Source organism: Undibacterium parvum (genome assembly GCF_003955735.1).
GTDB lineage: Bacteria > Pseudomonadota > Gammaproteobacteria > Burkholderiales > Burkholderiaceae_D > Undibacterium > Undibacterium parvum.
Window position 1 is genome coordinate 4834669 of the sequence record NZ_CP034464.1, and the last position, 24098, is coordinate 4858766.

General features: G+C 49.5%; 21 protein-coding genes. 12 read left to right on the forward strand and 9 right to left on the reverse strand.

What is annotated here, in order from left to right; translation table 11 throughout:
- The first annotated feature begins 154 nt into the window (after window positions 1–154).
- On the forward strand, window positions 155–1012 hold the full coding sequence (locus EJN92_RS21055; RefSeq protein WP_126129628.1) for an alpha/beta hydrolase: 858 nt from the start codon (window positions 155–157) through the stop codon (window positions 1010–1012).
- 14 nt (window positions 1013–1026) lie between these two features.
- On the opposite strand, the gene EJN92_RS21060 is transcribed toward EJN92_RS21055, so the two are convergent.
- Window positions 1027–1425, reverse strand: a complete 399-nt coding sequence (locus EJN92_RS21060; RefSeq protein ID WP_126129629.1) for a diacylglycerol kinase — start codon at window positions 1423–1425, stop codon at window positions 1027–1029.
- Between the two features lie 191 nt (window positions 1426–1616).
- Here EJN92_RS21060 and EJN92_RS21065 point away from each other — a divergent pair, with 191 nt between their 5' ends.
- Window positions 1617–2402 (forward strand): IclR family transcriptional regulator, encoded by a 786-nt coding sequence (locus tag EJN92_RS21065; protein ID WP_126129630.1) that lies wholly within the window; start codon window positions 1617–1619, stop codon window positions 2400–2402.
- 71 nt (window positions 2403–2473) lie between these two features.
- On the opposite strand, the gene lepB is transcribed toward EJN92_RS21065, so the two are convergent.
- The 4 genes from lepB to tkt all read right to left on the reverse strand — a co-directional run bounded on the left by lepB (window position 2474) and on the right by tkt (window position 6977).
- Window positions 2474–3172 (reverse strand): signal peptidase I, encoded by a 699-nt coding sequence (gene lepB, locus EJN92_RS21070; protein ID WP_126129631.1) that lies wholly within the window; start codon window positions 3170–3172, stop codon window positions 2474–2476.
- 99 nt (window positions 3173–3271) lie between these two features.
- Complete coding sequence (gene gap / locus EJN92_RS21075) at window positions 3272–4285, reverse strand: type I glyceraldehyde-3-phosphate dehydrogenase (protein ID WP_126129632.1); 1014 nt, start codon at window positions 4283–4285, stop codon at window positions 3272–3274.
- Between the two features lie 73 nt (window positions 4286–4358).
- The gene (locus EJN92_RS21080) at window positions 4359–4955 is read right to left on the reverse strand and encodes a GNAT family N-acetyltransferase (protein ID WP_126129633.1); all 597 of its coding nucleotides are present in this window, start codon (window positions 4953–4955) and stop codon (window positions 4359–4361) included.
- 18 nt (window positions 4956–4973) lie between these two features.
- On the reverse strand, window positions 4974–6977 hold the full coding sequence (gene tkt / locus EJN92_RS21085) for a transketolase (RefSeq protein ID WP_126129634.1): 2004 nt from the start codon (window positions 6975–6977) through the stop codon (window positions 4974–4976).
- 624 nt (window positions 6978–7601) lie between these two features.
- Here tkt and EJN92_RS21090 point away from each other — a divergent pair.
- From EJN92_RS21090 to EJN92_RS21100, 3 genes are all read left to right on the forward strand, one after another.
- Complete coding sequence (locus tag EJN92_RS21090) at window positions 7602–11870, forward strand: EAL domain-containing protein (protein WP_126129635.1); 4269 nt, start codon at window positions 7602–7604, stop codon at window positions 11868–11870.
- Between the two features lie 97 nt (window positions 11871–11967).
- The gene (locus EJN92_RS21095; RefSeq protein WP_126129636.1) at window positions 11968–12693 is read left to right on the forward strand and encodes a 16S rRNA (uracil(1498)-N(3))-methyltransferase; all 726 of its coding nucleotides are present in this window, start codon (window positions 11968–11970) and stop codon (window positions 12691–12693) included.
- A 261-nt stretch (window positions 12694–12954) separates the two neighbouring features.
- Window positions 12955–13389: a YidB family protein gene (locus tag EJN92_RS21100; RefSeq protein ID WP_126129637.1), complete on the forward strand. Its 435-nt coding sequence runs from the start codon at window positions 12955–12957 to the stop codon at window positions 13387–13389.
- A 126-nt stretch (window positions 13390–13515) separates the two neighbouring features.
- On the opposite strand, the gene EJN92_RS21105 is transcribed toward EJN92_RS21100, so the two are convergent.
- The 3 genes from EJN92_RS21105 to EJN92_RS21500 form a co-directional block, all read right to left on the reverse strand.
- On the reverse strand, window positions 13516–15396 hold the full coding sequence (locus EJN92_RS21105; protein WP_126129638.1) for a DUF885 domain-containing protein: 1881 nt from the start codon (window positions 15394–15396) through the stop codon (window positions 13516–13518).
- A gap of 339 nt (window positions 15397–15735) precedes the next feature.
- Window positions 15736–16230, reverse strand: coding sequence for a hypothetical protein (locus tag EJN92_RS21110; RefSeq protein ID WP_126129639.1), 495 nt, complete (start codon window positions 16228–16230; stop codon window positions 15736–15738).
- Window positions 16231–16414: 184 nt separating this feature from the next.
- Window positions 16415–17236, reverse strand: coding sequence for a hypothetical protein (locus EJN92_RS21500; protein ID WP_157984416.1), 822 nt, complete (start codon window positions 17234–17236; stop codon window positions 16415–16417).
- A gap of 439 nt (window positions 17237–17675) precedes the next feature.
- Between EJN92_RS21500 and EJN92_RS21120 the strand changes: the two genes are divergently transcribed.
- Window positions 17676–18830: a methyltransferase gene (locus EJN92_RS21120; RefSeq protein WP_126129640.1), complete on the forward strand. Its 1155-nt coding sequence runs from the start codon at window positions 17676–17678 to the stop codon at window positions 18828–18830.
- Between the two features lie 253 nt (window positions 18831–19083).
- Window positions 19084–19296, forward strand: coding sequence for a hypothetical protein (locus EJN92_RS21125; RefSeq protein ID WP_126129641.1), 213 nt, complete (start codon window positions 19084–19086; stop codon window positions 19294–19296).
- 215 nt (window positions 19297–19511) lie between these two features.
- Here the strand turns inward: EJN92_RS21125 and EJN92_RS21130 are convergent, their stop codons facing one another.
- Window positions 19512–20486, reverse strand: coding sequence for a LysR family transcriptional regulator (locus EJN92_RS21130; RefSeq protein ID WP_126129642.1), 975 nt, complete (start codon window positions 20484–20486; stop codon window positions 19512–19514).
- A gap of 117 nt (window positions 20487–20603) precedes the next feature.
- Here EJN92_RS21130 and EJN92_RS21135 point away from each other — a divergent pair, with 117 nt between their 5' ends.
- The 5 genes from EJN92_RS21135 to EJN92_RS21155 all read left to right on the forward strand — a co-directional run bounded on the left by EJN92_RS21135 (window position 20604) and on the right by EJN92_RS21155 (window position 24095).
- A complete protein-coding gene (locus tag EJN92_RS21135) occupies window positions 20604–21533 on the forward strand; it encodes a sodium-dependent bicarbonate transport family permease (RefSeq protein ID WP_126129643.1) in 930 nt (309 codons plus the stop codon).
- Window positions 21534–21588: 55 nt separating this feature from the next.
- Entirely contained in the window at window positions 21589–22191 is a 603-nt protein-coding gene (locus EJN92_RS21140; protein ID WP_126129644.1) for a YqhA family protein, read from the forward strand.
- Window positions 22192–22421: 230 nt separating this feature from the next.
- Window positions 22422–22865 (forward strand): HPF/RaiA family ribosome-associated protein, encoded by a 444-nt coding sequence (locus tag EJN92_RS21145; RefSeq protein WP_126129645.1) that lies wholly within the window; start codon window positions 22422–22424, stop codon window positions 22863–22865.
- 51 nt (window positions 22866–22916) lie between these two features.
- Window positions 22917–23474, forward strand: coding sequence for a tellurite resistance TerB family protein (locus EJN92_RS21150; protein ID WP_126129646.1), 558 nt, complete (start codon window positions 22917–22919; stop codon window positions 23472–23474).
- 57 nt (window positions 23475–23531) lie between these two features.
- Entirely contained in the window at window positions 23532–24095 is a 564-nt protein-coding gene (locus EJN92_RS21155) for a DUF2062 domain-containing protein (RefSeq protein WP_126129647.1), read from the forward strand.
- Window positions 24096–24098 lie beyond the last annotated feature (3 nt).

Genomic DNA, 24098 nt, shown 5'->3' on the forward strand with positions numbered 1-24098 from the left:
GCTAGCCCTTGGTATCGGCATTGCCGGCTCCCAGTATAAGCGAAAATCAAAGTGTCAACTTCTGAGAGCAGCTAGCCTAGGTAAAAGCCGTAATACCCTTCCACTTGAACTTGGGTTAGCATAGTTTTTTATTTCGTTCTGCTACCGCACATCCATGAAAAATACCGCCCGCTCCGCCGACTATTACAGCGAACAATACAATGCCCGTGCCAATATCCCTGAGCATCCTTATATTTTCACGCGATGGGTAGAGCAATCAGCACAAGTACGGCGCCGACATGCCGGTTTGTTTGATCTGATGTATGGCGAGAGCGCGGGCGAGCGATTAGATCTCTTCCCCACCCGCGTTGCCAATGCGCCGCTGTTGGTCTTCATTCACGGTGGCTGGTGGCGCTCATTAGATAAGTCTGATTTTTCTTCGCTGGCGCCGGCCTACACCAACGCAGGAATGAATGTCGCCATGCTCAACTACAGCCTGGCACCTGAGGCCAGCATAGAAGAAATCGTCCAGCAGCAATTACGTGCCCTGGCATGGTTGTATAAAAATGCGGAAAGATATGAAATCGATGGCGAGCGCATTATCTTGGTCGGACATTCAGCCGGCGCGCATCTAGCGGCAATGCTGATGACGGCAAACTGGAGTACCTATGATGCAGCATTGCCTGAGCGTCTGATCAAGGCCGCTGCCCTGCTCTCAGGCGTCTATGATTTAAGCCCTTTACTGCAGACCGATTTCGTCAACGTCGATCTCAAGCTAACTGAGGAACGTATCTTGCCACTATCACCGGGCCTGATGCCTTTGTCGCAAGCCATCCCCTTCATTACTGCGGTGGGAGGCCTGGAATCAGACGAATTCAAACGACAAACCAGCATGTTAGAAAAGCACTGGAAACATCAGCATCACACCAGTATCGCGCTGCCAGAAAGCAATCATTTGACGATTTGCGATGCCTTGAGTGACCCTGCTAGCGCATTAAACACCGCCATCATAGGGTTGGCAAAATCCATCTAGCTCAATTTCCAGATTCAGTAATAAAAACGATTGAATAACACCACGCCCCAGGTCGCTAGCGCGATCAGGAGCGTCAGCAAGACTGCTGCACTGCCGAAGTCTTTGGCATTCTTTGAGAGAGGATTGCGTTCTAGCGAGACTCTATCGACTACCGCCTCAATCGCCGAGTTAATCAACTCGACCACCAGGATCAAAACCAGGACGGCGATCATCATTAATTTTTCAAAGGCTGAGACCGGTAAAAATAATGCGATCACCGCGCCAGTCACCACTAACAATAACTCTTGGCGAAACGCATGCTCATTCTTCCATGCCGCCTTAAAGCCATCGATAGAGTAAAACAGTGCAGAAAAAATTCTAGCAAAACCACTTTTACTTTTAAATTGACTCACTGCTGGTTCTTGCTGTTCCATGCCACCCCTTGATTAATTTTAAGTTTTTCTCAGGCAAATTTTAACAGGAGAAGCTTGAATTGCGGAATTTGTGCAATCACTCCTGAGACTCATCAAATCTTTTGCTGGAAACACATTATTTCTGAATATTGCTACTGCCATTTTTTTCACATTATGGTATAAAGGATATATTGCAATGCACCAACCACAATATGAAAACCGAAACCGCAGCTTCCGATAAAACTTCCATCCAAGTCATAGAGCGCCTAACCTCACTACTCGATGCTTTGGCGCGTTACCAAGATCCTGTTAGTCTAAAGGAACTGGCCATAGTCACGGGTCTGCATCCATCAACCGCGCACCGCATTTTGAACGATTTGGTCAAAACCCGCTTCGTCGATAGAGCAGAAGCTGGCTCCTATCGCCTCGGTATGCGCCTGCTAGAATTGGGTAATGTGGTCAAGAGCCGTCTGAATGTGCGCGAAGCTTCCCTGGAATTTATGCGCACTCTGCACAGACAAACCCAGCAGACCGTTAATTTATCAGTGCGTCAAGGCGATGAAATTGTATATATAGACCGAGCTTTTTCCGAGCGCTCTGGAATGCAGGTGGTACGCGCCATCGGTGGCCGCGCGCCGTTGCATTTAACCTCAACCGGAAAATTGTTTTTATCACTGGATGAACCGAAGGCAATACGCGCTTACACCACACGCACCGGTTTAGCTGGCCACAACAAAAATTCCATCACTGATCTGGCAAAACTAGAAAAAGAATTATCTGAAGTAAGGGAAAATGGTTACGCCCGCGACAATGAAGAATTAGAACTCGGGGTACGCTGTATGGCCGCGGGAATACGTGACGACAGCGGCAAAATGATCGCTGGACTATCGATTTCTGCCCCAGCCGGGCGTCTCCAGGAAGAATGGCTGGCCGATCTGATCTCTACAGCGGAACAAATTTCAGCAACGCTTGGATACGTAGCAACGACCAAGCAATAAATCAAAAATGCTCGCGACTCTAGTAGCTAGCTAAAACTAGAATCGGGAGCTGAGTACGACTGGCAAGACAATTAGACTCCCGCACCGAAACGTTCCCATCTAGGCAAATAGTAATTATCTGCATTCAGAGAAAACATCAGGCGCTTCACCTGTCCGGTAATTAATTCACGCTTCACTAGTCCGATAAAGCGCGAGTCGCGACTATTATCCCGATTATCGCCCAGCATCATATACTCGCCCTGCGGCACAGTAATCGGTGCAAAGTTACGCATCGCAGCACGGTCAGGCATGACGATCATGCCATGTTGTAATGTCCCCAGAGTTTCATTAAAGACCAATTGCTCTCTCGCATATTCACGCGTTGGTGTCAGATGATCAGCGCTCTTGGCCGCGATAGCTGTATAACTCGCCGCGACACCATTAATGATGAGTTTTTCGTCGCGCATTTCGACCACATCACCAGGTAGCGCAATCAGGCGCTTGACCAGGCGCACCCCATCTTCAGGCGAACTAAAGGTCACGATGTCACCGCGCTGAGGATCGGCTACATGCGCCAGTATCACGTCGGTAAACGGAAGTTTCACGTCATACGCGACTCGATCACAAATCACCCGATCGCCTTCCAGAAGACTAGGATACATAGAACTAGACGGCACTAAATACCAGTCAGCGACAGCACTACGCATGAGTATCATGCCAATTAAAAACAGCAAAAAACCCTTGTTTTCGGCGAACAACTTACGCGGACTAAGATTAAACTTTAATGACATATTCCCTCCTAAGAAATCAAATCACCCAGCATAGACAAAAAAATACCCCGAAAGTTCGGGGTATTTTTAAATGCATCACTAACTCAATCGTCTACGCAATTACTTAGCGCCCATCAATGCAACCGTCGTATCGAGCATACGGTTAGAGAAACCCCACTCGTTATCGTACCAGCTAGAGACTTTAACCAAACGACCGGATACTTTAGTCAAGGTTTCGTCGTAAGTGCTGGATGCTGGATTGTGATTGAAATCAACAGAAACCAAAGGCGCTGTGTTGTAATCCAAGATACCTTTTAGGGCGCCTTCGGATGCATCTTTCAATACTTTATTGATTTCTTCTATGCTGGTATCGCGACCTGCGATAAAGGACAGATCAACCATAGAAACGTTGATGGTCGGTACGCGTATCGCATAACCATCCAATTTACCGTTTAATTCTGGCAATACCAAGCCAACTGCGGCAGCAGCCCCAGTTTTAGCTGGGATCATCGATTGTGTCGCAGAGCGGGCACGACGCAAATCTTCATGCATGACGTCGGTCAATACTTGATCATTGGTGTAAGAATGGATCGTGGTCATCAAACCATTGACGATACCAACTGTGTCGTTCAAGACTTTAGCCAATGGAGCCAGGCAGTTAGTGGTGCAAGAAGCGTTCGAGATGACGGTATCAGTGGCTTTTAAGACGCCGTGGTTCACACCGAAAACGACAGTTGCATCGACGTCTTTTCCGCCTGGTGCAGAGATAATGACTTTCTTAGCGCCGCCAGCGATGTGGGCGGATGCTTTTTCTTTTGTCGTGAAGAAGCCTGTGCATTCCAGAACCACGTCTACATTCAACTCACCCCAAGGGATATTAGCTGGGTTACGTTCAGCAAAAACCTTGATCTTGTCGCCATTGACGATCATGAAATCGCCTTCAACTGTCACTGTGCCTGGGAATTTGCCGTGCGCAGTATCGTAGCGTGTCAAATGTGCATTTGACTCTGCATTGCCTAGATCATTGATAGCAACGATCTGTATCTCATTTTTAAACTTACCGCCTTCGTAATGTGCACGAAGGATATTACGGCCGATACGGCCATAGCCGTTGATTGCGACGCGAATCGTCATGGTTTTATCTCCAAAGAACTAAAACAAATTAAAAAGTACTTACAAGTTGCAGAACACTATAGAACACAAAAACTTAATGCAAAGCCAAAGAAGTAGGCAAGGCGTGGACTGATGCCATCAAAATCGATAAATCCTTCCAGCCGTAAGCTGCTTCTTTCAACTCCAAACCATCCCAATTGAAATCTTGCTCACGCAATAAAGCGCCGCCCAGATCTTCGTAAAAATTTCTCGCTGCAGCGTTATCCGAAATAACCCAAGCCAACAAATTATTAACGCCTTGTGCTTGGAATACTTTCGCCACTTTTTGCAACATACGTCGGCCTATGCCAGAACGCTGCCAGGCTGGGCGCAAATACAAAGCGGTCAATTCGGCCTCAATACCCAGCTTAGACTCAGGCAATAACATGCCAGAGGCAAAACCGATAATCTGCCCTTCACTCTCAGCCACAAACACACAAATTCTTTCGCCAGCCACTGCCAGCGCTTCGAGTATGGTGCGCCAGTGCAGTACGCTGTCTTCCAGCTTCATCTCATCCAGATAGCTGTCAGGAATAATCCCGCGATAGCATGCCAACCAGCTTTCTATGCGCACCTTGGCGATAGACTCTGCGTCTGCCACAGTAGCACGACGCAGGCTGACCTCTTTGATGCTGCTCATAGGTTCGCTCATAGAGTCGTTCATCAACGCTTATGCCAGCACAGCGTTAACTTTGGCGACCACATTCTCAACCGTGAAACCGAAGTACTTAAACAAAACGCCGGCAGGAGCTGATTCACCGAAAGTATCGATACCAACCACCGCACCTTCCAGACCCACATATTTGTACCAGATATCGCTAACACCAGCTTCTATCGCGACACGTGGCAAGCCCTTGCCCAATACCGCCATCTTGTAAGCAACATCCTGACGATCAAACACATCGGTACATGGCATAGAGACTATGCGTACCGCGATACCCTGCTGCGCCAGTTCAGCCGCTGCTTTCACTGCCAATTCGATTTCCGAACCGGTAGCGATCAAGACCGCTTTGGCATCGGCTACGTCTTGCAAGATATAGCCACCACGTGAAATATCCGCGATTTGCTGAGTACTACGTTCTTGGTAAGGCAGATTTTGACGCGAGAAAATCAAGGTCGATGGGCCATCATTGCGCTTCACCGCAAAGCCCCAGGCCGCAGCCGACTCAACCGTGTCGCAAGGACGCCAGTTATCCAGATTCGGGATCAGACGCATGCTAGAAATGTGTTCAACCGACTGATGGGTAGGACCATCTTCGCCCAAACCGATAGAGTCATGCGTGAACACGAAAAGCGTACGGATTTTCATCAAGGCAGCCATGCGGATTGCATTGCGGCTGTAGTCGGAGAAAGTCAAAAAGGTTGCACCGAACGGAATATAGCCGCCGTGCAGAGCAATACCATTCATGATCGCGCTCATACCGAATTCACGCACACCATAGTTGATGTGATTACCGGCTTGATTGGCACGCACTGCGACGCATTCTTTCCAGTTAGTCAGGTTAGAACCAGTCAGATCGGCCGAACCGCCGAGAAATTCTGGCAGCGATGGCGCAAACGCCTGAATCGCATTTTGGCTCGCTTTACGAGTGGCAATGTTTTCTTTTTTCTCTACGCAGGCAGCGATAGCGTTTTGCAGCACCTCGTCAAAATTAGCTGGCAAATCGCCCTTCATGCGGCGCGTCAATTCTGCTGCTTGCTGCGGAAATTGTTGAGAATATTGCTGAAACGTGGCATTCCATTCGGCTTCTAATTTGGCACCGTTCGCCTTAGCATCCCAGGCGCTATACACATCCGCTGGAACTTCAAACGGTGGATAGGCCCAATCAATATTGGCACGCACTGCCGCGATCTCTTTATCACCCAAAGCAGCACCGTGCACATTGTGCGTACCTTGCATATTTGGGGAACCCTTACCGATGACGGTACGGCAGCAGATCAAGGTCGGTTTGTCGGAAGTTTTTGCCGCAGCGATGGCGCGGTTGACGGCTGCCACATCATGCCCATCTACAGCACGAATCACGTTCCAGCCATACGCTTCAAAACGCTTAGGGGTATCGTCGGTAAACCAGCCTTCAACATGACCATCGATAGAAATACCGTTATCGTCCCAGAAAGCCGTCAGTTTATTCAGTTGCAGGGTGCCGGCCAGAGAACAGGCTTCATGCGAAATACCTTCCATCAGGCAACCATCGCCCATGAAGGCGTAAGTGCGGTGATCGACCACATTCACACCGTCTTGATTAAATTCTGCCGCCAGCAACTTCTCTGCCAGTGCCATACCCACCGCATTGGTGATACCTTGTCCCAAAGGACCCGTCGTGGTTTCTACGCCAGGCGTAACATGCACTTCTGGATGACCGGCAGTTTTGGAATGCAACTGGCGGAAATTGCGAATCTCATCCATGCTCAGGTCGTAACCTGTGAGATGCAACAGCGAGTAATGCAACATCGAGCCATGCCCATTCGAGAGCACAAAACGGTCGCGATTGATCCATTTTGGATTAGCCGGATTGTGGCGATAATGCCCCGCCCACAAAGCAACGGCGATCTCCGCCATCCCCATAGGCGCACCCGGATGACCGGAATTGGCCTTCTGTACGGCATCCATAGACAAGGCGCGAATCGCGTTGGCCATCTTAGTGGTAACGGCTGAGGGAGTAGATGAAATCATGGCGAGTAGATGAGTAAGGTCAAAAAGTCGAAAAAATGAAGAATAATGCACTGCAAACCTAGCAAGGTTCGCAAAACCGTCTATTTTACCAGAGCACAGCGCAATTACGGCAATTGCCGCAAGCTTGCACCACGCGGGGCGATAGATGCATAGATGAGTCGACCGCTTAAAATTTGTATTTATTTACATAGGACTTACACAAAACCGCCCCAGCGTTGTTGCACGCGTCTTGCCCTACTAGCGTACCGTCTTCGACGCTGCGCCTAGCTGGGGCAATTTTGCGTAATTCAATTACAAAAAAATGAAACTTGCATGAATGAAAACTTGTATGTCAAAATCCGTCACGCTACAAAGCCTGAACTTAAATCAGGGGCGAAATTCTGAGGCACAAAATAATTTTATTTTTTTGCACCCGCATCTGCTTTAGCGCACTAACTATCAATCAGCAAGATCAAATTCGCTTACTGCAAAGACCTCAGTAGAAAAAAGTCAAACAGATGATGCCATTGAAAAAAAACGAGCAGACGCAGTCCCACTTAAAGCTAAGGATTTTTTTGAATAGCTCAAGATCGGATAGCCCAATTTCGATTTTCAGAAAGACTTCAACTTACTTTGCTTTGACTGATGCATAAGTCCTTCACCTCTATCCTTACGTTTCTGCGTACAAGTTTATTTCATTGGCTTTGTTCACTCCTGCTGTTCTCGCCATCGGCTTTTGCTGCTGGACCTGGTTTTCAAAATATTGTCGGACTTGATGAGATCAACAACACTGCCATTTATTCCAGCGTAAAAGATAGACACGGTTTTATGTGGTTCGGTGCTAGTTCAGGGCTATTTCGCTACGATGGACAACGTATCATTAACTTCCCCAATGATCCTGACGCTCCAAATTCCCTCGGCAGTAGCACCATCTTGGCGATTACCGAGGATGAGAGCGGCATTTGGTGCATAGGTGTAGAAGGAAGCATCCATCATCTACTCGGCAACGGTAGTTTTGAGCACTTCCCTATCATACTCAATGGAGCCAAGCGCACGCGTCACACACCAAATCGTATCGTGGCAGATCAACGCGGTCATCTGTGGCTAGGTGGCGGCAGTGAATTATTGCGCTTCGACATCAAAACTAGTCAATTCACAAAATTTACTTCTGAACCATCGGATGCCGACACTGCGCATGTACGCGCACTTGCAATTGACCATGTAAATCAACGATTGATTTACATCCAAAACACTGGGCTTATGTCTATCGCGTTTAGCCCAAACGCTCAGGCTAATAGACTATTCGATTTAAGTAAGATTGACCGCGTAGTTGGCGTGAGCATAAGAGATGGCATTTGGCTGACCACCAATAACAGGCTCTACAAACTTAGCAACAAGCTCGATCAACTGGAAAAGATAGCCCTCACTGCAGGTGAAAAATTAAATAAAATCTCCCTCAGCCAATGGGACAACCAGGGGCGTTTATGGATGGTCTATAACAACCGGGAGTTAGCTAGCTACGACACTAATACGGGAAAAACCGAGCTATTTCCCTCTTCCCCTTACGATATCGGCAACCGAGCTACAGTGACTTTGCTGAGTCTCTATATTGATGGCGATGATCAACTATGGGCAGGCACCGGCAGCATAGGAGTGATGCGTGCCAATCTGCGCAATACGGGGTTGAGCCGCAGGGTAGCAAGCAGCGAAGAAAATATGCTCTGGCCAGGCGATGATTATTGCCATTTGAGCCCAGCCCAACAGGGTGGCGTGCTCATGTCAGCCTGCTCGGGTGGTCTGCGGCATCTGTCGGCTGACGCCAAGACTATGAGCGACCTCACCCCACGACTACTGCATGCACTTGAAGTAAGTAAGGCATCCGCTAATACTCCATTCAATACCCCATTCAATACCAACTTAAACATCCGTAGTCATACTTATGATGAAAACAGTGATTTATGGCTAGCTAGTCTTAGCGGACTGATACATTGGGATCAACAATCCAAGGCTAAACTCTATGCAATTAATCCGTATCAGCCCAATGCCATCCACTCTGCCTTATTCACCGTGCACAAAGATAGGCAAGGGACACTCTGGCTAGGCAGCGTGGGTGGTTTACTACGCTATAGAAAGGAAACTGATGATTTTGAAAACTACAATTTACCACAAACCGGTAGAGATCAAATCGATGCGCGACGCATCCTCCAGATCAGCGATGCAGGGCCGCATCAGTTATGGATAGTGTCACATGGCCAAGGCTTATGGCACTTAGACACGCAGACCGGAAAATCACATCAATTTAGGTTTGACATTAACAATCGCCAGAGCCTCAGTAGCGATGAAGTATTCGGAACTCTAAGCTCGCGCAATGGCGAGCTATGGGTGCTTACCTCGTCAGGACTCAATCGCATGACGAACCCAGGCGATCTGAAAAATACTCAGTTTGAACGTTTTACTGTACGCAATGGCTTTCCCTATCAACAATTGCGCGACATTATCGAAGACAATTATGGTGACTTATGGCTAGGTAGCGACCAAGGCATTATTCACTTTAACCCCAGCACGCTCCGCAGCCAAATATACAGTCATAGTTACGGCTTACCAAGTGGCGGCTACAATACCGGCGCGGCTATGCGTACCGAGGACGGCAGTCTCTATTTCGGTGGATTTAAAGGCTTAGCGCTGATCTCACCGCTGACACTACGTAGCACCCTAGATAAAGGCCTGGCGGTTACCTTGACGGGTTATGGCACCGATGATCAATGGCAGCAGCAAATGAGCCACCCTGCGCCAAGCAGCCTGACCATTCCCTATAGCGTGAATCGGCTGCGAGTAGAATTTGCCCTGCTCGACTACGAAGCACCTGAGTTTAATCACTATCGTTACCGCTTACTAGGTTACGGTGACCAATGGCAGGAAACCGGAACGCAAGCACAAGCTAGCTATACCCGCCTGCCGTATGGCAACTACGTACTTGAAGTGGAAGGCAGTGGTAGCGATGGTAGCTTCAGCAAGAAAAAATTACGCCTTGCTATCGTCGTCACTCCGCCATTCTGGCGCACACCGCTGGCCTATTTTTTATATGCAATAGCCTTTGCTTTATTGACGTTTCTGGTCGTGCGGCGCCGCATGCGTCTGGCGAAAGAAAGGGAAGAATATAACACCCGCATTTTTGAATCCGAACAACGTATGCGTCTGGCCTTACGCGGCTCTGATAACGCTTTATGGGATTGGAATATTTCTAAAGCGACGGTATTTCGTGCCGGTCTTGGTTTTCTTGGCTACAGCGACGGAGAAATTAAGAATAACCAGGAAGCATTTGCCGCGCTGGTTCATCCCGATGATTTAGCTGAGATGTCAAAATCGATGGCCTTAATCTTATCAGGCCAGAGTAAATACTATCGCGCCGAATACCGGCTGCGCAGCAAATCGGGCAAGTGGCTGTGGATTTTAGATCGTGGTCAAGTGGTCGAACAGCGCGACAACGGCGAAGCTTTGCGGGTGACGGGAACTCTGCGCAATATCAATGAAAGAAAATTAGGCGAAGAAGAATTGCGGCGCATGGCGCAAATGGACGATTTAACTGGGCTGCCCAATCGCACTCATTTCAGCAGCTTGCTACAAAATGCCATAGAAAAAGTACCGCTAGAATTTGATAAAGTAGGCTTATTTTTTATCGATCTGGATCGATTTAAAAACATCAATGACTCGCTAGGACATCAGTTTGGCGACCGGGTACTGAATCAGACTGCCCATCGCTTGGTCGATCACCTGCCCGATCATGCATTGGTCTCGCGTTTAGGCGGAGACGAATTTACCGTCATCTTACCCTTAGTAAAAGACCAGCAAAGACCACTGGAAGAATATGCAGAGGCACTCCTTTCCGCCTTCATACGCCCCCTCTATATCGATCTGGCCGAAGTCGTGGTGACGCTATCGATAGGTATCAGCAGCTACCCTAAAGATACTGAAAATATAGGGGAGTTAATTCAATATGCCGATTCCGCCATGTATGTTTCAAAGAGTGAAGGACGCAATACTTACACCGTGTTTCACGCCGACATGGCAAAGACCATTGCGCGTAGGCTAGCCTTAGAAACGAGCTTACGCACAGCCATCCACAACCAAGAATTCTCTTTAGTATTTCAAGCAAAAATCGCCACGGCTAGTGGTGCCTGCAAGGGAGCCGAAGTGCTATTACGCTGGACCAGCCCCCAGCATGGGGTAGTTTGCCCAAGCGAATTCATCCCAATTTTGGAAGACACTGGCCTCATAGAAGAAGTCGGCAATTGGGTATTCGAACAAGCCTGCCAGCAACTGGCAGCAATGCGTGCCGCAGGCGTGCCTAAATTACTGATATCGATCAACGTTTCCGTGATCCAATTAGTACGTGGCACTTTATTTGACACAGTCAAGCGCGTTTTGGCCGCCACGGGCGTGAGCCCTGATGAGATAGAGTTAGAAGTCACGGAAAGCGCCGTCATGGACAACGCTGAAAAAATGATACTGCGACTGCAGGAAATAAAACATTTGGGAGTGCGGCTTTCTATCGACGATTTTGGCACCGGCTATTCTTCTTTTGCCTATTTGACGCGCTTGCCTATCGACACCTTAAAAATTGATAAAGCCTTTATCGACGGTCTAGGTTCGCAGGCCGATGCCTATGCGATTTGCAAAGCGATTATCACTATGGCGCATGGTTTACAGCTCGAAGTCGTGGCCGAAGGCGTCGAAACCGAACTGCAACTGAGCGCCTTATGCGCGCTCGGTTGCGACACCATACAAGGCTATCTATTCAGCAAACCAATACCAGTTGACGCCTTTTTGCACTTTATCAGTAGCAATGCAGGCGAGTCACAATTTCAAGCCTATAAAAACCTGCCTCCCTCTAAGTTCTTAAAACTGGTCGTATAATCGCAGCAACATGTATTTCATACCAAGCTCAAACCTAGCGGCCATCCGCATATTTGGCTAAAGCCCCTTACCCGTCCTTCTTATTTTGGTCTTTGTTATGCCTCGCTTTTATTGCCCCCTGCCTTTGTCTATCGGCGCTCTGGTCGATCTGCCCGACACCCTCGCCCACCATGTGTTTGTCTTGCGCCTGGAAGTCGGCGACAGCATACAATTATTTAACGGTGAAGGCGGCGCCTACGTTGCCACACTCGCCAGTATCAGCAAGAAACAGGCAAGTGCCGAAGTCAAAGTATTTTTACCCCAAGAAGTCGAACTGCCGTATGCCCTGACACTAGCGCAAGCCTTGCCAGAAGGCTCGAAGATGGATTGGATCATAGAAAAAGCCATAGAACTTGGTGCCGGCGCGATCCAGCCCTTATCCGCACAGCGCTGTGTGGTGCGCTTGTCAAATGAACGTGCCGAGAAAAAATTGGCGCACTGGCAAGGCGTAATCAACTCTGCCACCGAACAATGCGGACGCAATCGTCTGGCGCACCTCAGTGATCTGATTGACGTGCAGAAATGGCTGGCCCAGCAAGACCTACATAAACGCATTTTATTATCGCCACGGGCAGACAGCTCGCTCGCCGATTGGGCGCGTCATCACCCGCCGCAAGCAGTAAGCCTGATGATAGGACCTGAAGGCGGCTTTTCTGAAGCGGAAGAACAGCTGGCCATTTCTCAGGGCGCGCTGGCGCTGTCTATGGGGCCGCGCATCTTACGCACCGAGACCGCAGGCCTGGCCGCGATCGCCATGCTCAATGCGGCCTGGGGCGGCATGTAGTCTGCGCCACTTTGCCCGCCCTGCCAACGCGCATAGTCTATGCGGCCTGCAGACCAGATAGGCTGGAAACCCGCATGCCTATTGCGCCTGCGGGCATGCCTTCAAAAATTTGATTACTTTGCCAGCCGCTGCGCTAGCGAGATTAAAACGCCAAAGCCAGAAATTCATACAAAGTTCACAATTGTCTTTTGAGTTTTGAAGTAATATTTAATTAGCTTTACTTTTATTCACGTTTATTCATTTCATTTTGATCGGACTATCATGAGTCTCTTAGACACGGCATTAGGCATGTTGGCAGGCAATCAAAATCAGGGTGGCGACCCTAAAATGATGTTGCTGCAGGCGGCAATGGGGTTTCTGAACAATAACGGTGGTCAACAAGGTGGCGGCTTACAAGGCCTGATCGGCACTCTGCAAAACGCCGGCTTGGGCGACGCGGTGAGTAGCTGGCTAGGCAACGGCGCCAATCACCCGGTCTCCGCCGAGCAATTACAAAGCGCCTTAGGCAGCGATCAATTGGGCCAACTGGCCGAAGCGGTCGGTCTCTCGCATGGCGAGACTGCCAATCACCTCGCTGAAATGCTACCAGGCATCATCGACAAGCTCTCACCAAACGGGCAATTGCCCGATGCAGGCAGCATCAACCCAGCTGATTTACTGCAGCAGTTTTCTCATATGTTTGGCAATAAGGCCTAAGGCAAAGTTCTAAGCTAAAGGCTAAAGACCTAAGACCAGAACCACAAAAAAAGCGCTGAACGCATTACTGCGTTTCAGCGCTTTTTAATTGCCTGATGAATCGATGTTTGATGCTATCGAAGGCAATTATTTCTTCAACATCAGCTGCCGTATCATGCCCACCGGCGCACTGCCGTAGCTCAGAAATTCCTCATGAAACTGCTTGAGATTAAATTTCTCGCCCAGTTGTTGTTTGAGCTCTTCACGTAAGGCCAAAATCTCGCTGTAGCCGCTGAAATAGCTGGTCAACTGCACCGAGGTGTATTGCACGCGCTGCCATTTTCCATCGGCTTCGGCCTGAGTCTGGAAGGCTTGATTCATCAGAAAATCTTTCGCCTCAGCCTCGCTCATGCCCAGCACATGCACACTGTAATCGAGGATAGTATTGCAGACCGCGCGCAGATTCCATTTGTAATACATCAGCCACATCTCGGGCGTATTGCCGCCATAGCCAGATTCGAGCATCATGCGCTCGCTGTACACGGCCCAGCCTTCGATCATGGCACCGTTACCGAACAAGGTTTTGATCACCGATGGCGATTTATTCGCATGCTGGAGTTGCACATAATGACCAGGAATCGCCTCATGAATATTTAAGATCTGCAAGACCCAGTAATTGTATTCGCGCAGCGTGCTCTCGATCTGCTCAGCCGGGCGACCTATGAGCGGTGTGACGTTGTAATAGGTTTTATCCTGAGGCCGGAAAATGCCCGGCGCTTCTATCGAAGCCACCGACACACCGCGCTGATATTCGGGTGTCTCGCGCACCACCAGTGGCCGTTTTGGGTCTAGCTCCACCAGATCATGCTCGCGTATCCAGTTTTGCAAAACCGGTAATTGCGCTCTGATCTCGGTATACAAATCCTTGGCCTGCACATGCCGCTCTGAGAGTTTATTGATCACCATGGCGATTTTTTTGGCAGGCTCGGCCGGTTTGGCGAGATCCCCCATGCTGCTGGCCCACAACTGATCTGCCAGTTTCTCCATGTTCTGATGCGCCGTCTCTTTGCTGGCGAGAGCACGCTGATAGGTTTGCTCGGCACTCAGGCTAGACTGAATATCGGCGGCAAATTTACCCTCATACAATTGCTTGCCAATACGGAAGGAATGTGCGGTCTTCGTATCCAGATTTTTTTCTACGTCCGTCAAAAAGCGCACATAGTCATCCACCGCAGCGCGTGCATGCACTAAGCCCACTTGCAGCAAGCCCTGCTCCTTACTAGTGAGTTTTTGCGCCTTGCCCAGTTTTTCCAGATCAGCCAGCACGCTCAAGGCACCGCCACTTTGGGCAATCGCCAGACGTGTGTGTTCTGGCGTAGGATTTTTAATACTGGCACGCGCCGCCGCATAATATGCCGGCACGCCTTGCAAACGCTGTATCGCCAGACGCAAGCGCGCCACAACAGGCGCGTACTCGGTATTGAGCACCGCATCAAAACCGCCACCAATATTGTAGAGACTAGGGTTCCACTCAAACTCGCGGAACTCGCTCAAATACCAACGGTTAGCGTTCAGATAATTACGCATCAAGACCAGATCGGTCTGCTCTTTGGGAGCCAATTGCTCGGCATTGATTTTGCCTAATTGCTGCAACCAATAATCGGAGAACTGCAGACTGCTCTCGCGCGCAATTTGATTTGGGATAGACAATTTAGCAGCATCGCTAAATTTACCAGCCGCCATCGCCGTATCCGGATCTTGCCGCCACAGCGCAGTGAGAAAATTTTGCTTGAGCGTCTTAAAATGTTGCTCAGCCTTGCTATTACTCATGCCAGCCATTTTGCTGCAACAAGCCTGCTGCGGTTCTGCTTTGGCGGCCGCGGTGCCATGTTCGTGCTCGGCATGACTAGCGAAACTGGCGCTGATGAAACAGAACGAGCCTAGCAGGTTCACCAAGAGCGTGCTGGCAGTGCGCTTAAGTTTAAGCTTAGCTTGCGGCAAACGAGAATGCCCGATGTTAGTCTGCATGGATCACCTCAAACAATAAATATATTGGGAGCACGAGATTATCACATTCGCTATTCTGTCACCAATAAATTCTGGCTAGCTTCCATATACTCCTGCCAGTATCAGCAAAAACATGGCAGTTTGCGCATATAGGATGTGCGCCCTTAAAAATACTCCCTGATACAAGCTCACTGCGCCAACGCCGCAGCGATACGCCCATGCTTATCCAACAAGGGCAGGTGCAACCCGCGCCGAAGCTTGATTCTCTTGTTCATGCGCTTGATGTGCTCTGGACAAACAAAAAATTAAGGAAAGCCCGTCAGGCAATTAAGCAGCGCGGGTTGCACCCGCCACCTGGCTTTATGTGCAGTGTTTCATCAAAGTACTGCGTAAATTGACGATGGCGTCTCTGCTAATGATAGCCTGTTGAATTAGTGACTGATTGGTCATTTTAACTAAATTGATATTAATAACCTTAGTACTTGCTTCAAACGATTCAATTGCAAATTGTGCTTGCTGCCCAAGAACAAGTGAAGCCATTCGACGGTCTTCTGCATTCTTTAGAACAAGTGGGAATCCAACAAAAACAATAAGAGATGACATAATTTGCAATGTGGATTTCACTTCAGATATTATCGTTATCCCACTTATTATATTTCCGTCGCCTGCTGGAATTGATGAAATCATCAAATTGAAATTCGTGTTTGACTGCAATAAATTGTTGCCTTTTAATTCTTGGTACATCTCACGTGTATCTTTACATTCAGCCCAAGCATCAAAACACATTAGTAAAGCCATTGAAGTAAGGAGGGGAACAATTATTTTTAACGATTTAAATAAGTGTGGTCTAGACATTTTTTGCTCCATGCTATGGTTATATTGATTTTTTAAGACCACCGTGTGACCAACTGCAATCCACTCCGAACATTGATTTTATTGCATAGATGCTTGATGTGTTCTGGACAGACAAAAAATTTAACGAAAAGCAATCTAATAATTAAGCAACGCTCATTGCACCCAATCTACTTGGCTAGTGTCATCAATCATCTTTATCTGCGTGATATTTGCCTGAGCAGTAGTAACAGCGCATTTCATATCCATCATCGTCCATAGCCCAACTCTCTAACTCGCCCTGCGTGGCTGCAATCCCGCAGATATCGCAGCGTGCGGGAAGGTCGTCCCCATCCTCGTTTCCGCAAAAAAGACACCTATAACCAGTAGAAGACGATTCCTCTTGGATCATCGTTTCATTACCGCAGTTGTCACAGTTCAGCCTTGCTGGATCTGCATCTGGATCTTTGTGATCGACAGGATTGGCTCGTTCATACTCATCAGCCTCGCGAAGTGCATCATTTAGTCGGAAAGCGTATTCGTCGGAAAGCACCTGGAAAGTGGCTAAAGCGGGCTCGGCAATCAACGCCTCAATATCGAGCTCTGTATGCACTTCAAGGAATTCCAATACTGACCTGAATAGGCGCCCGATCGTTGCACGAACCTCTGGAACCTGCATCGTGAATTTATGATGTTCAATTTCATTCCTTAGACGCTTTAACCAGTCAAGATCTTTCCGGAGTTCGGTTGAAATCGTGCCACTTGACTCGTTGTTGATAAAATTAATGGCATCCCATAGAGTGATCGTTTTGTTCTTATCGATTTTTGGAGAGAATGGATCTTTGTAAATCAGAAGCGGGTGCTTAGCCGCAATATGATGCTTAAAAATTAATTCTATAAAGTGCGCCATTTGTAGAACAGCGAATTTGTACGCCTTTGCATTTCCATCCTCGCCTTCCTCATACTTCAGCAGAGCTTCTGCAAGACTATCGACAGCGTTTTCAAGCAATCCAAGTTGATGTGTTGTCATGATGATGAAAAGAAGATCCCTACATGTTTAAATTTTCATTTAAAAAATAATCGGCAACTAAAAGGCTAGCCACGAGTTTCTTCTATCTAACAAGCCTTAACCCGCTTAGCATATACTTCAAAAATAGTAGGTTTAAATAAGGCAACAAGTGCAGCGAAGAAACCAAATTGCATTCTACCAAGTAAATTAGCAATAATGAAATTAATTTCATTTCCCCCTTGAGCTTTTTACGGCTTTGACTTTCCTATTTAGCTGATCCGTTTAACGAATAGCGTCCGGCTCCTCGACTCCTCAAACATAAAATTCACCCACCACTACCCCGCAATCGGGGTCAGCCAGCAAATCTTTGCTACACTTCGGCTTTAGGCTTGCCCCGCCCTGCGATTCTCTTGCATGCGGCACGCTCTTCCCCCACAAAAACAAGAACATCAGGTATTACATGAACCCTACACCCCCCCTCCTTTGCTGGTTAGAAAACGATACGCAACAGAGCCTCAGATGGCATTCTGAAAGCGGCATGGCGCCGCCGAAACGGGTGCAGATTGCGGATGATCGCATGACTGCCGATGCTGCCTACAAGCTGGCCTGCGAAGGGACTGGCTTACTCTGGCGCGGCGATTTTCAAAATGCGCGGCAACTGCTGCAAGCGCTGGCGCGCCGTATCGATAAGAAGCCAGAGAAATCGGCTAAAAAAACCAAAGCTCCTGCCAGCGGCGCCGAGGCTTTTCACTTGCACCGCCAGGCGCAATCGCAAAGGGCGCGCGTGCTGGCGATGGTGTTGATCCCGTTTGATGCCGATTTTAAAATCCCCTTGCGCCGTGCGCCAGATGTGCAGCAAGCCTGTAGCGAGGCCTACCCGCTGGCCGCTGGCGAGACAGCGACACCCTTTGTGGCATCCTTGCGCGAGCTGTTAGGCGTAGTCGGCGCCCATGAATGGCGCAAAAAAGGCGTGGAGATTACTGCCATCGCTGGCCGCATCCATCCGCATTACGGCGTGTTTTCGCCAGTGCGTGGCGAGTACATCGACCTGGTCGCCAAAGCGCCCTTGCCTGGCAATGAGCTGGCCTTCGATATCGGTACCGGTACCGGTGTGCTGGCGGCTTTGCTGGCGCAGCGCGGCATCAAAAAAATTATCGCCACCGATCAAGACCCACGCGCCCTGCAATGCGCGCGCGAAAACCTGAGCAATTTAGGCGTCGCGCAGCAAGTCGAACTGTTAGAGACCGACCTTTTTCCGGAAGGCCGCGCCCCGATGATCGTCTGCAACCCGCCCTGGATACCGGCGCGCCCTAGTTCGCCAATAGAGTACGCCGTGTACGACCCGGACAGCCGCATGCTGCGCGGCTTTTTGGCCGGTGTCGCTGCGCATTTAGAGCCGCAAGGCGAAGCCTGGCTGATACTCTCAGACATCGCCGAACATCTGGGCCTGCGCACTAGCGCCGAGCTATGGTCATGGATAGAGGCCGGCGGCCTGCAAGTGGTCGGCAAGATGGACATACGCCCGCAGCACCCTAAAACAGCCGACACCAGCGATCCGCTACACGCGGCGCGCGCGCTAGAAGTGACGTCTTTATGGCGACTGAAGTTGGTCTGAGTTCAGCGTAAATCTGCCTAAAATTGTTACTATTCAGCCTACAAGGAAAATCATTAAAAAAACGAAAACCTCTCAAAGGAGGCACAGAGACACAGAGAAAAAACGGAGAATTTCCTGGTTAACCTCTGTTAACCTCCGTGTCTCTGTGTCTCTGTGTTGAGGTGTTTTGACTTTTTTTATAGTCGGCTGAACGGTAATCTAAAATCAGCTTAAAACCATCACCACCAATTAACCCATCAGTAAATACATCAGCATGAACAAACCAGCCCGTATCCTCAGATTTAAATGCACGCAATGCAGCAAACAGGTCGAAGTCTTCCTACAAAAAGTCTCGGCCTGCTCGCATATCCAACCTTACCAAGGTATCTGTACTTGCGGTGTAGTGATGAAATACGCCACTGGCGATAAAGAGGCGGTGGCAGGCTACTTGGCCTCGCCGGATGTGTCGTGGTCGCATCATCATTGATGGCGCATCTTGCCAAGCTCACGTGCCAAGCTCACTGCCAAGTTCACGTGCCAGTTTAAATTAAGCCAGAGCAGCTCAACGGCCCTGCCAAGCTAACTGCACAAACCGTAAATTAAGGGGAGTATAGGGCTGCGCTAGCCGATCGCGCATATGCCATATGCGCGATTAGGACGCAAGCACCCATACCCCACCCGGTATTGCCCAAAGAATAAACGCTAATCCTGAGTAGGCGGCGCGGCACTGTCAAAATGTTGGGCCAGGCTGGCGATATCGGGGGCGACCCAGGCTGGCTCTACGCACTCGTGCAGGTGTTCGGCGATAAATCGTATCAACTGCATGGCGGCATGCGGCATACGCCGGTCTTTTCTGCTGACCAGATACCAATTGCTTTCCAAAGGAAAGCCCTCGACTGGCAAGATCACCAGGTTTTCGCGCCCCTGTTCCAGCGTATGCGCCGAAGTCACCGCCAGCCCGAGTCCCGATGCCACACTGAGACGGATCGCCTCATTGCTTTCTATCTGCATGATATTACTCAAGTCTATGCCCTGAGCGCTGAGCCAGGATTCAAACATCATGCGCGTGGCCGAGCCTGGCTCCCGCATCAAAAATCTTTCCTGACGTAGCTCAGCAAAGCGCAACTGGCTGCGGCCGGCCGCCCAATGGTCGGCAGGCGCAATCACCAACAGCGGGTTTTTAAGGATGCGGGTGGCTTGCACCGTGGGCCCGCTGGGCGGATGACTAAACAGATACAAATCATCTTCTTGCTTGCCAAAGCGCTCCATGATGTGCGCACGATTACCCACATTGAGGGTGACGCTGACCTGCGGCAGCAAGCGGTAAAACGCGCCCAAAATACGCGGCATCACATATTTGGCGGTGGTCACGATGCCAATATTGATATGCCCCGAGCTGCCGCCACGCGCCTCGTCTAAAAAGCCATTGAAGTCTTCAAAGCGCCCCAGTACATCACAGGCCGCGCGGTACAGCTCAGCACCAACATGGGTGGTGACCAGACGCTGCTGGCGATTCTCCAGCAGCGGTTCGCCGACCGCTTCGACTAGCTTTTTTAACTGCAAAGACACGGTAGGCTGGGTCAGGTGCAAGCTGCGCGCTGCAGCAGTAATCGCACCAGAACGCACTACCTGTACATACACCTGCAACAGGCGAAAACTGAGATGACGTATATTCATGAAGGGCTAAATAGAGAAATTATAGATAATCATCTATGTTTATGTATCGAAGTATTTATTATCCCATATAACAAAAAGTCGTCACAATAGCCAGATTGTTCACATTTTGGATCTCCCATGCCCGATATCGTCATCGCTTTTTTTATCCTGGGCTTAGTCGCCGGCCTGCTTAAATCGGATCTCAAGGTCCCCAGATCGATTTACGAAACTCTGTCTATTTTGCTGATGCTGGTGCTCGGACTCAAGGGTGGAATGGCCTTGCATGGCAAATTTCAGTTGTCCATGCTGAGCCAATTATTGCCCATAGTCGCACTCGGTTTCATCATCCCCTTATGCTGCTATCCGATCTTGCGTAGATTCGTGCGCTTATCCTTAGACGATGCCGCCAGTATCGCGGCGCATTACGGCTCGGTCAGTGCCGGTACGTTTGCAGTGGCACTGGCGATGGTAGAACAAGCCAATCTGCCCTTAAATCCAGAGACCACACTGTATCTGGTGTTACTCGAATTACCTGCCATCGTCACCATGTTATGGCTGCATCGCCGCCTGAGTGGGCATGGTAACAACAGCAGCATACTGCGCGAAGCACTCACCAGTCGTGGCGTCTTATTACTTGGTGGCGGAGTCGTCATCGGCTATCTGTTTGGTCCGCTAGGCCTGAAACCCTTGGCACCGGTCTTATTCGACGGCTTTAAAACCATGTTGGCCCTGTTTTTACTCGAAATGGGCTTATCCACCGCCAAGGTATGCTCGCCGTTGCCGTGGCAGCACTGGCGCCTGATGCTGTTCGCAGGCTTGTCACCCTTCGTCTTGGCGTGGATAGGCATAGCCAGCGCACTGGCCTTAGGCTTACCAGAAGGCAGCGCTCTGGTACTGGCTGGCATCACCGCCAGCGCCTCCTACATCGCAGCACCAGCCGCGATACGCTCTGCCATCCCAGATGCTAATATAGGACTGGCGATGTTGGCCGCACTGGGAATTACCTTTCCGGTCAATGTCTTAATCGGCTTACCGCTGTACCAAAGCTGGTTACACAATTTTTACTAAGCAATTTTACTAATCAATTTTACTAAAAAGCACCCTTTTACCCTGGAGAACTTGCATGTCGATTTCTGTAACACCAAAAAAACTATCGCCCTTAGCGAGTTTAATTTTCTTTAGCCGCTGGCTGCAATTGCCTCTGTATCTAGGCCTAATTTTGGCGCAATGCGTATATGTTTTCCATTTTTGGGTCGAGTTGAGCGTCTTAATTGGCGCAGTCTGGGGCAATGAGGCCTCACTGCAGCATCTACTGACCGCGGTGGCGGTAACACCGGAACTCAAACCGACTTCACTCAATGAATCGACCATCATGCTGGTGGTACTCGGCTTGATCGATGTGGTGATGATCTCCAATCTGCTCATCATGGTCATCATCGGTGGCTACGAAACCTTTGTCTCGCGCCTGGGTCTGGATAAACACCCAGATCAACCAGAGTGGCTCTCGCATGTGAATGCTTCGGTACTCAAAGTAAAACTGGCGATGGCAATTATCGGTATCTCGTCGATCCACCTGCTAAAAACTTTTATCAACGTCAAGGCCTATTCGGCGCAAGAGCTGATCGCGCAGACCAGCATACATATGGTGTTTTTGCTGTCGGCACTGGCGATCGCCTATTGCGACCAGATCATGACCAAGACTATGCAGGCCAGCAAGCCACATTAAGGCACATTCAGCAACATTAAGCCCGCACTACCCCATAAAAAACCACGCTAGTATGCGTGGTTTTTTTATGGCTGACACAATTTCTAACACGCCTTTCGCACACCGTTCAGCCGCATGAATACCTTCATTTTTTCGATGTATTAAATAAATATTTACGACTAGTACGATCTATTTGCAAGCCCTACTATAGTTCCACTTACAGAGCGTTTCAACCACCAGGAGAAGTAGACATGCGTATCAATATTCAGGCAAGAGGATTCGAATTAACCGAAGCTTTGCGGCTTCATACCGAGCGCCGTTTGCAGTTTGCGATTGATTGGGCTAGCGACGAAGTGCGCACCGTGAAAGTACGTTTTTCCGACATTAACGGCCCGCGTGGCGGCAACGATAAGTGCTGCACCATACAGATCCCTATCGTCGGCCATGCCGACCTGATTATCAAAGACATAGAGGCCGATTTATACGTGGCGATCGATAAAGCGGCCGACCGTATAGAGCGCACTTTATCGCGCAAACTAGAGCGCGTTCGTGAGTTTCAACATCAGCGCATTTCGGCCAGCGAGAGCAACACCGAGGCAGAGCAAGATGAGCAGCATTCCACGTATGCGACCCAGCCCATGCGGGCACGTCGCAGCGGACATGATGCACAAGCTCAGCGCCACTCGCATCGCTAAATTTAACTGCTAAATTTAGCACCCAGCACAGCAAACATTGAGGAAAAAATCATGCGTAGTTACCCACAAAACAGCAAGCTTGCGATGGCAAGGATACTTGGATTGGCCATGCTTGCCGATGGTGGATTAGATCAGTCAGAAATCGAAGTCGTAGCCGATAGCAGATTATTGGCGCGCATAGACATGACAGAGGCAGAATTTGACACTGTGCTGCATCACTTGTGTGAAGACATGCTGCAAAGCATGCGCGGCTACGATTATGGAAAAATCGAGCTAGACCGGCTAGTCATCGATCGCTTACTCACCGAAGTGAGTCATCCTAGCCTGCAAAGAGTACTACTCAATGTCATGCTGGCGGTGGTCGATGCCGATGGCAAGTTGAGTGAGGGTGAGGCGGTATTACTCACTCAGGCGCTGGAAAAATGGCAGTGTAATCTGGTCGATTTGCGTTACACCGAAGCCTACCGGGCTGCGCCTGAGCATATCCGAGCGAGGACGCGCGCGAAGTCGAGCCGAAGAGCGAGAAGACCAGCGCTGCCTGCAATGAGCCTGAGCCTCAGCCTTGCCTCTGCTCGCGACAGCAACGCAGGGTCCGGGCACGCTGCCTAAAATCGCTAGCGCCGACGCCAGGCTCTGCCAGCTAAATCCACACTAGGCAAACAAGTTATGCCCAAAAAACTACTACAGCGCTATTTACCTAAGCGCGAAACGCTAGGCCAATACCAATTGACACGACGCTTCGCGCCATTTTTAAATCGCATAGAACTGTGGTCAGTGAAACGCAATTTAATCGCTGGTGGTCTGGCGCTGGGTCTATTTTGCGGCATGATACCCGGCCCACTACAAATGCTGGCTGCGATTTCCTTTGCCATCGTGTTGCGGGTAAATCTACCAGCTGCGGTGCTGGGCACTTGCTTTAGCAATCCTTTTACGATAGTGCCACTGTATATGTTGGCCTATACCCTAGGCCTTTGGTGCATGGGAGATGCTGGCGCCAGCAATTTACCGAGCTTCCCCGCCAGCGACTGGCAACACCCGCAATTACTCTGGAGCGCCTGGTCAGAATGGCTATTGGCGAGCGGCCAGCCCTTACTCATAGGCATCTTGCTACTCGCCGTATTGCTGGCACTAGCTGGCTATATCTTGGTACAAGTGAGTTGGCGCTTGAATGTACTACATGCCTTGCGCCGTCGCAGATATAATCGTTTGCAACTAGCGCGGGGAGATTAATCG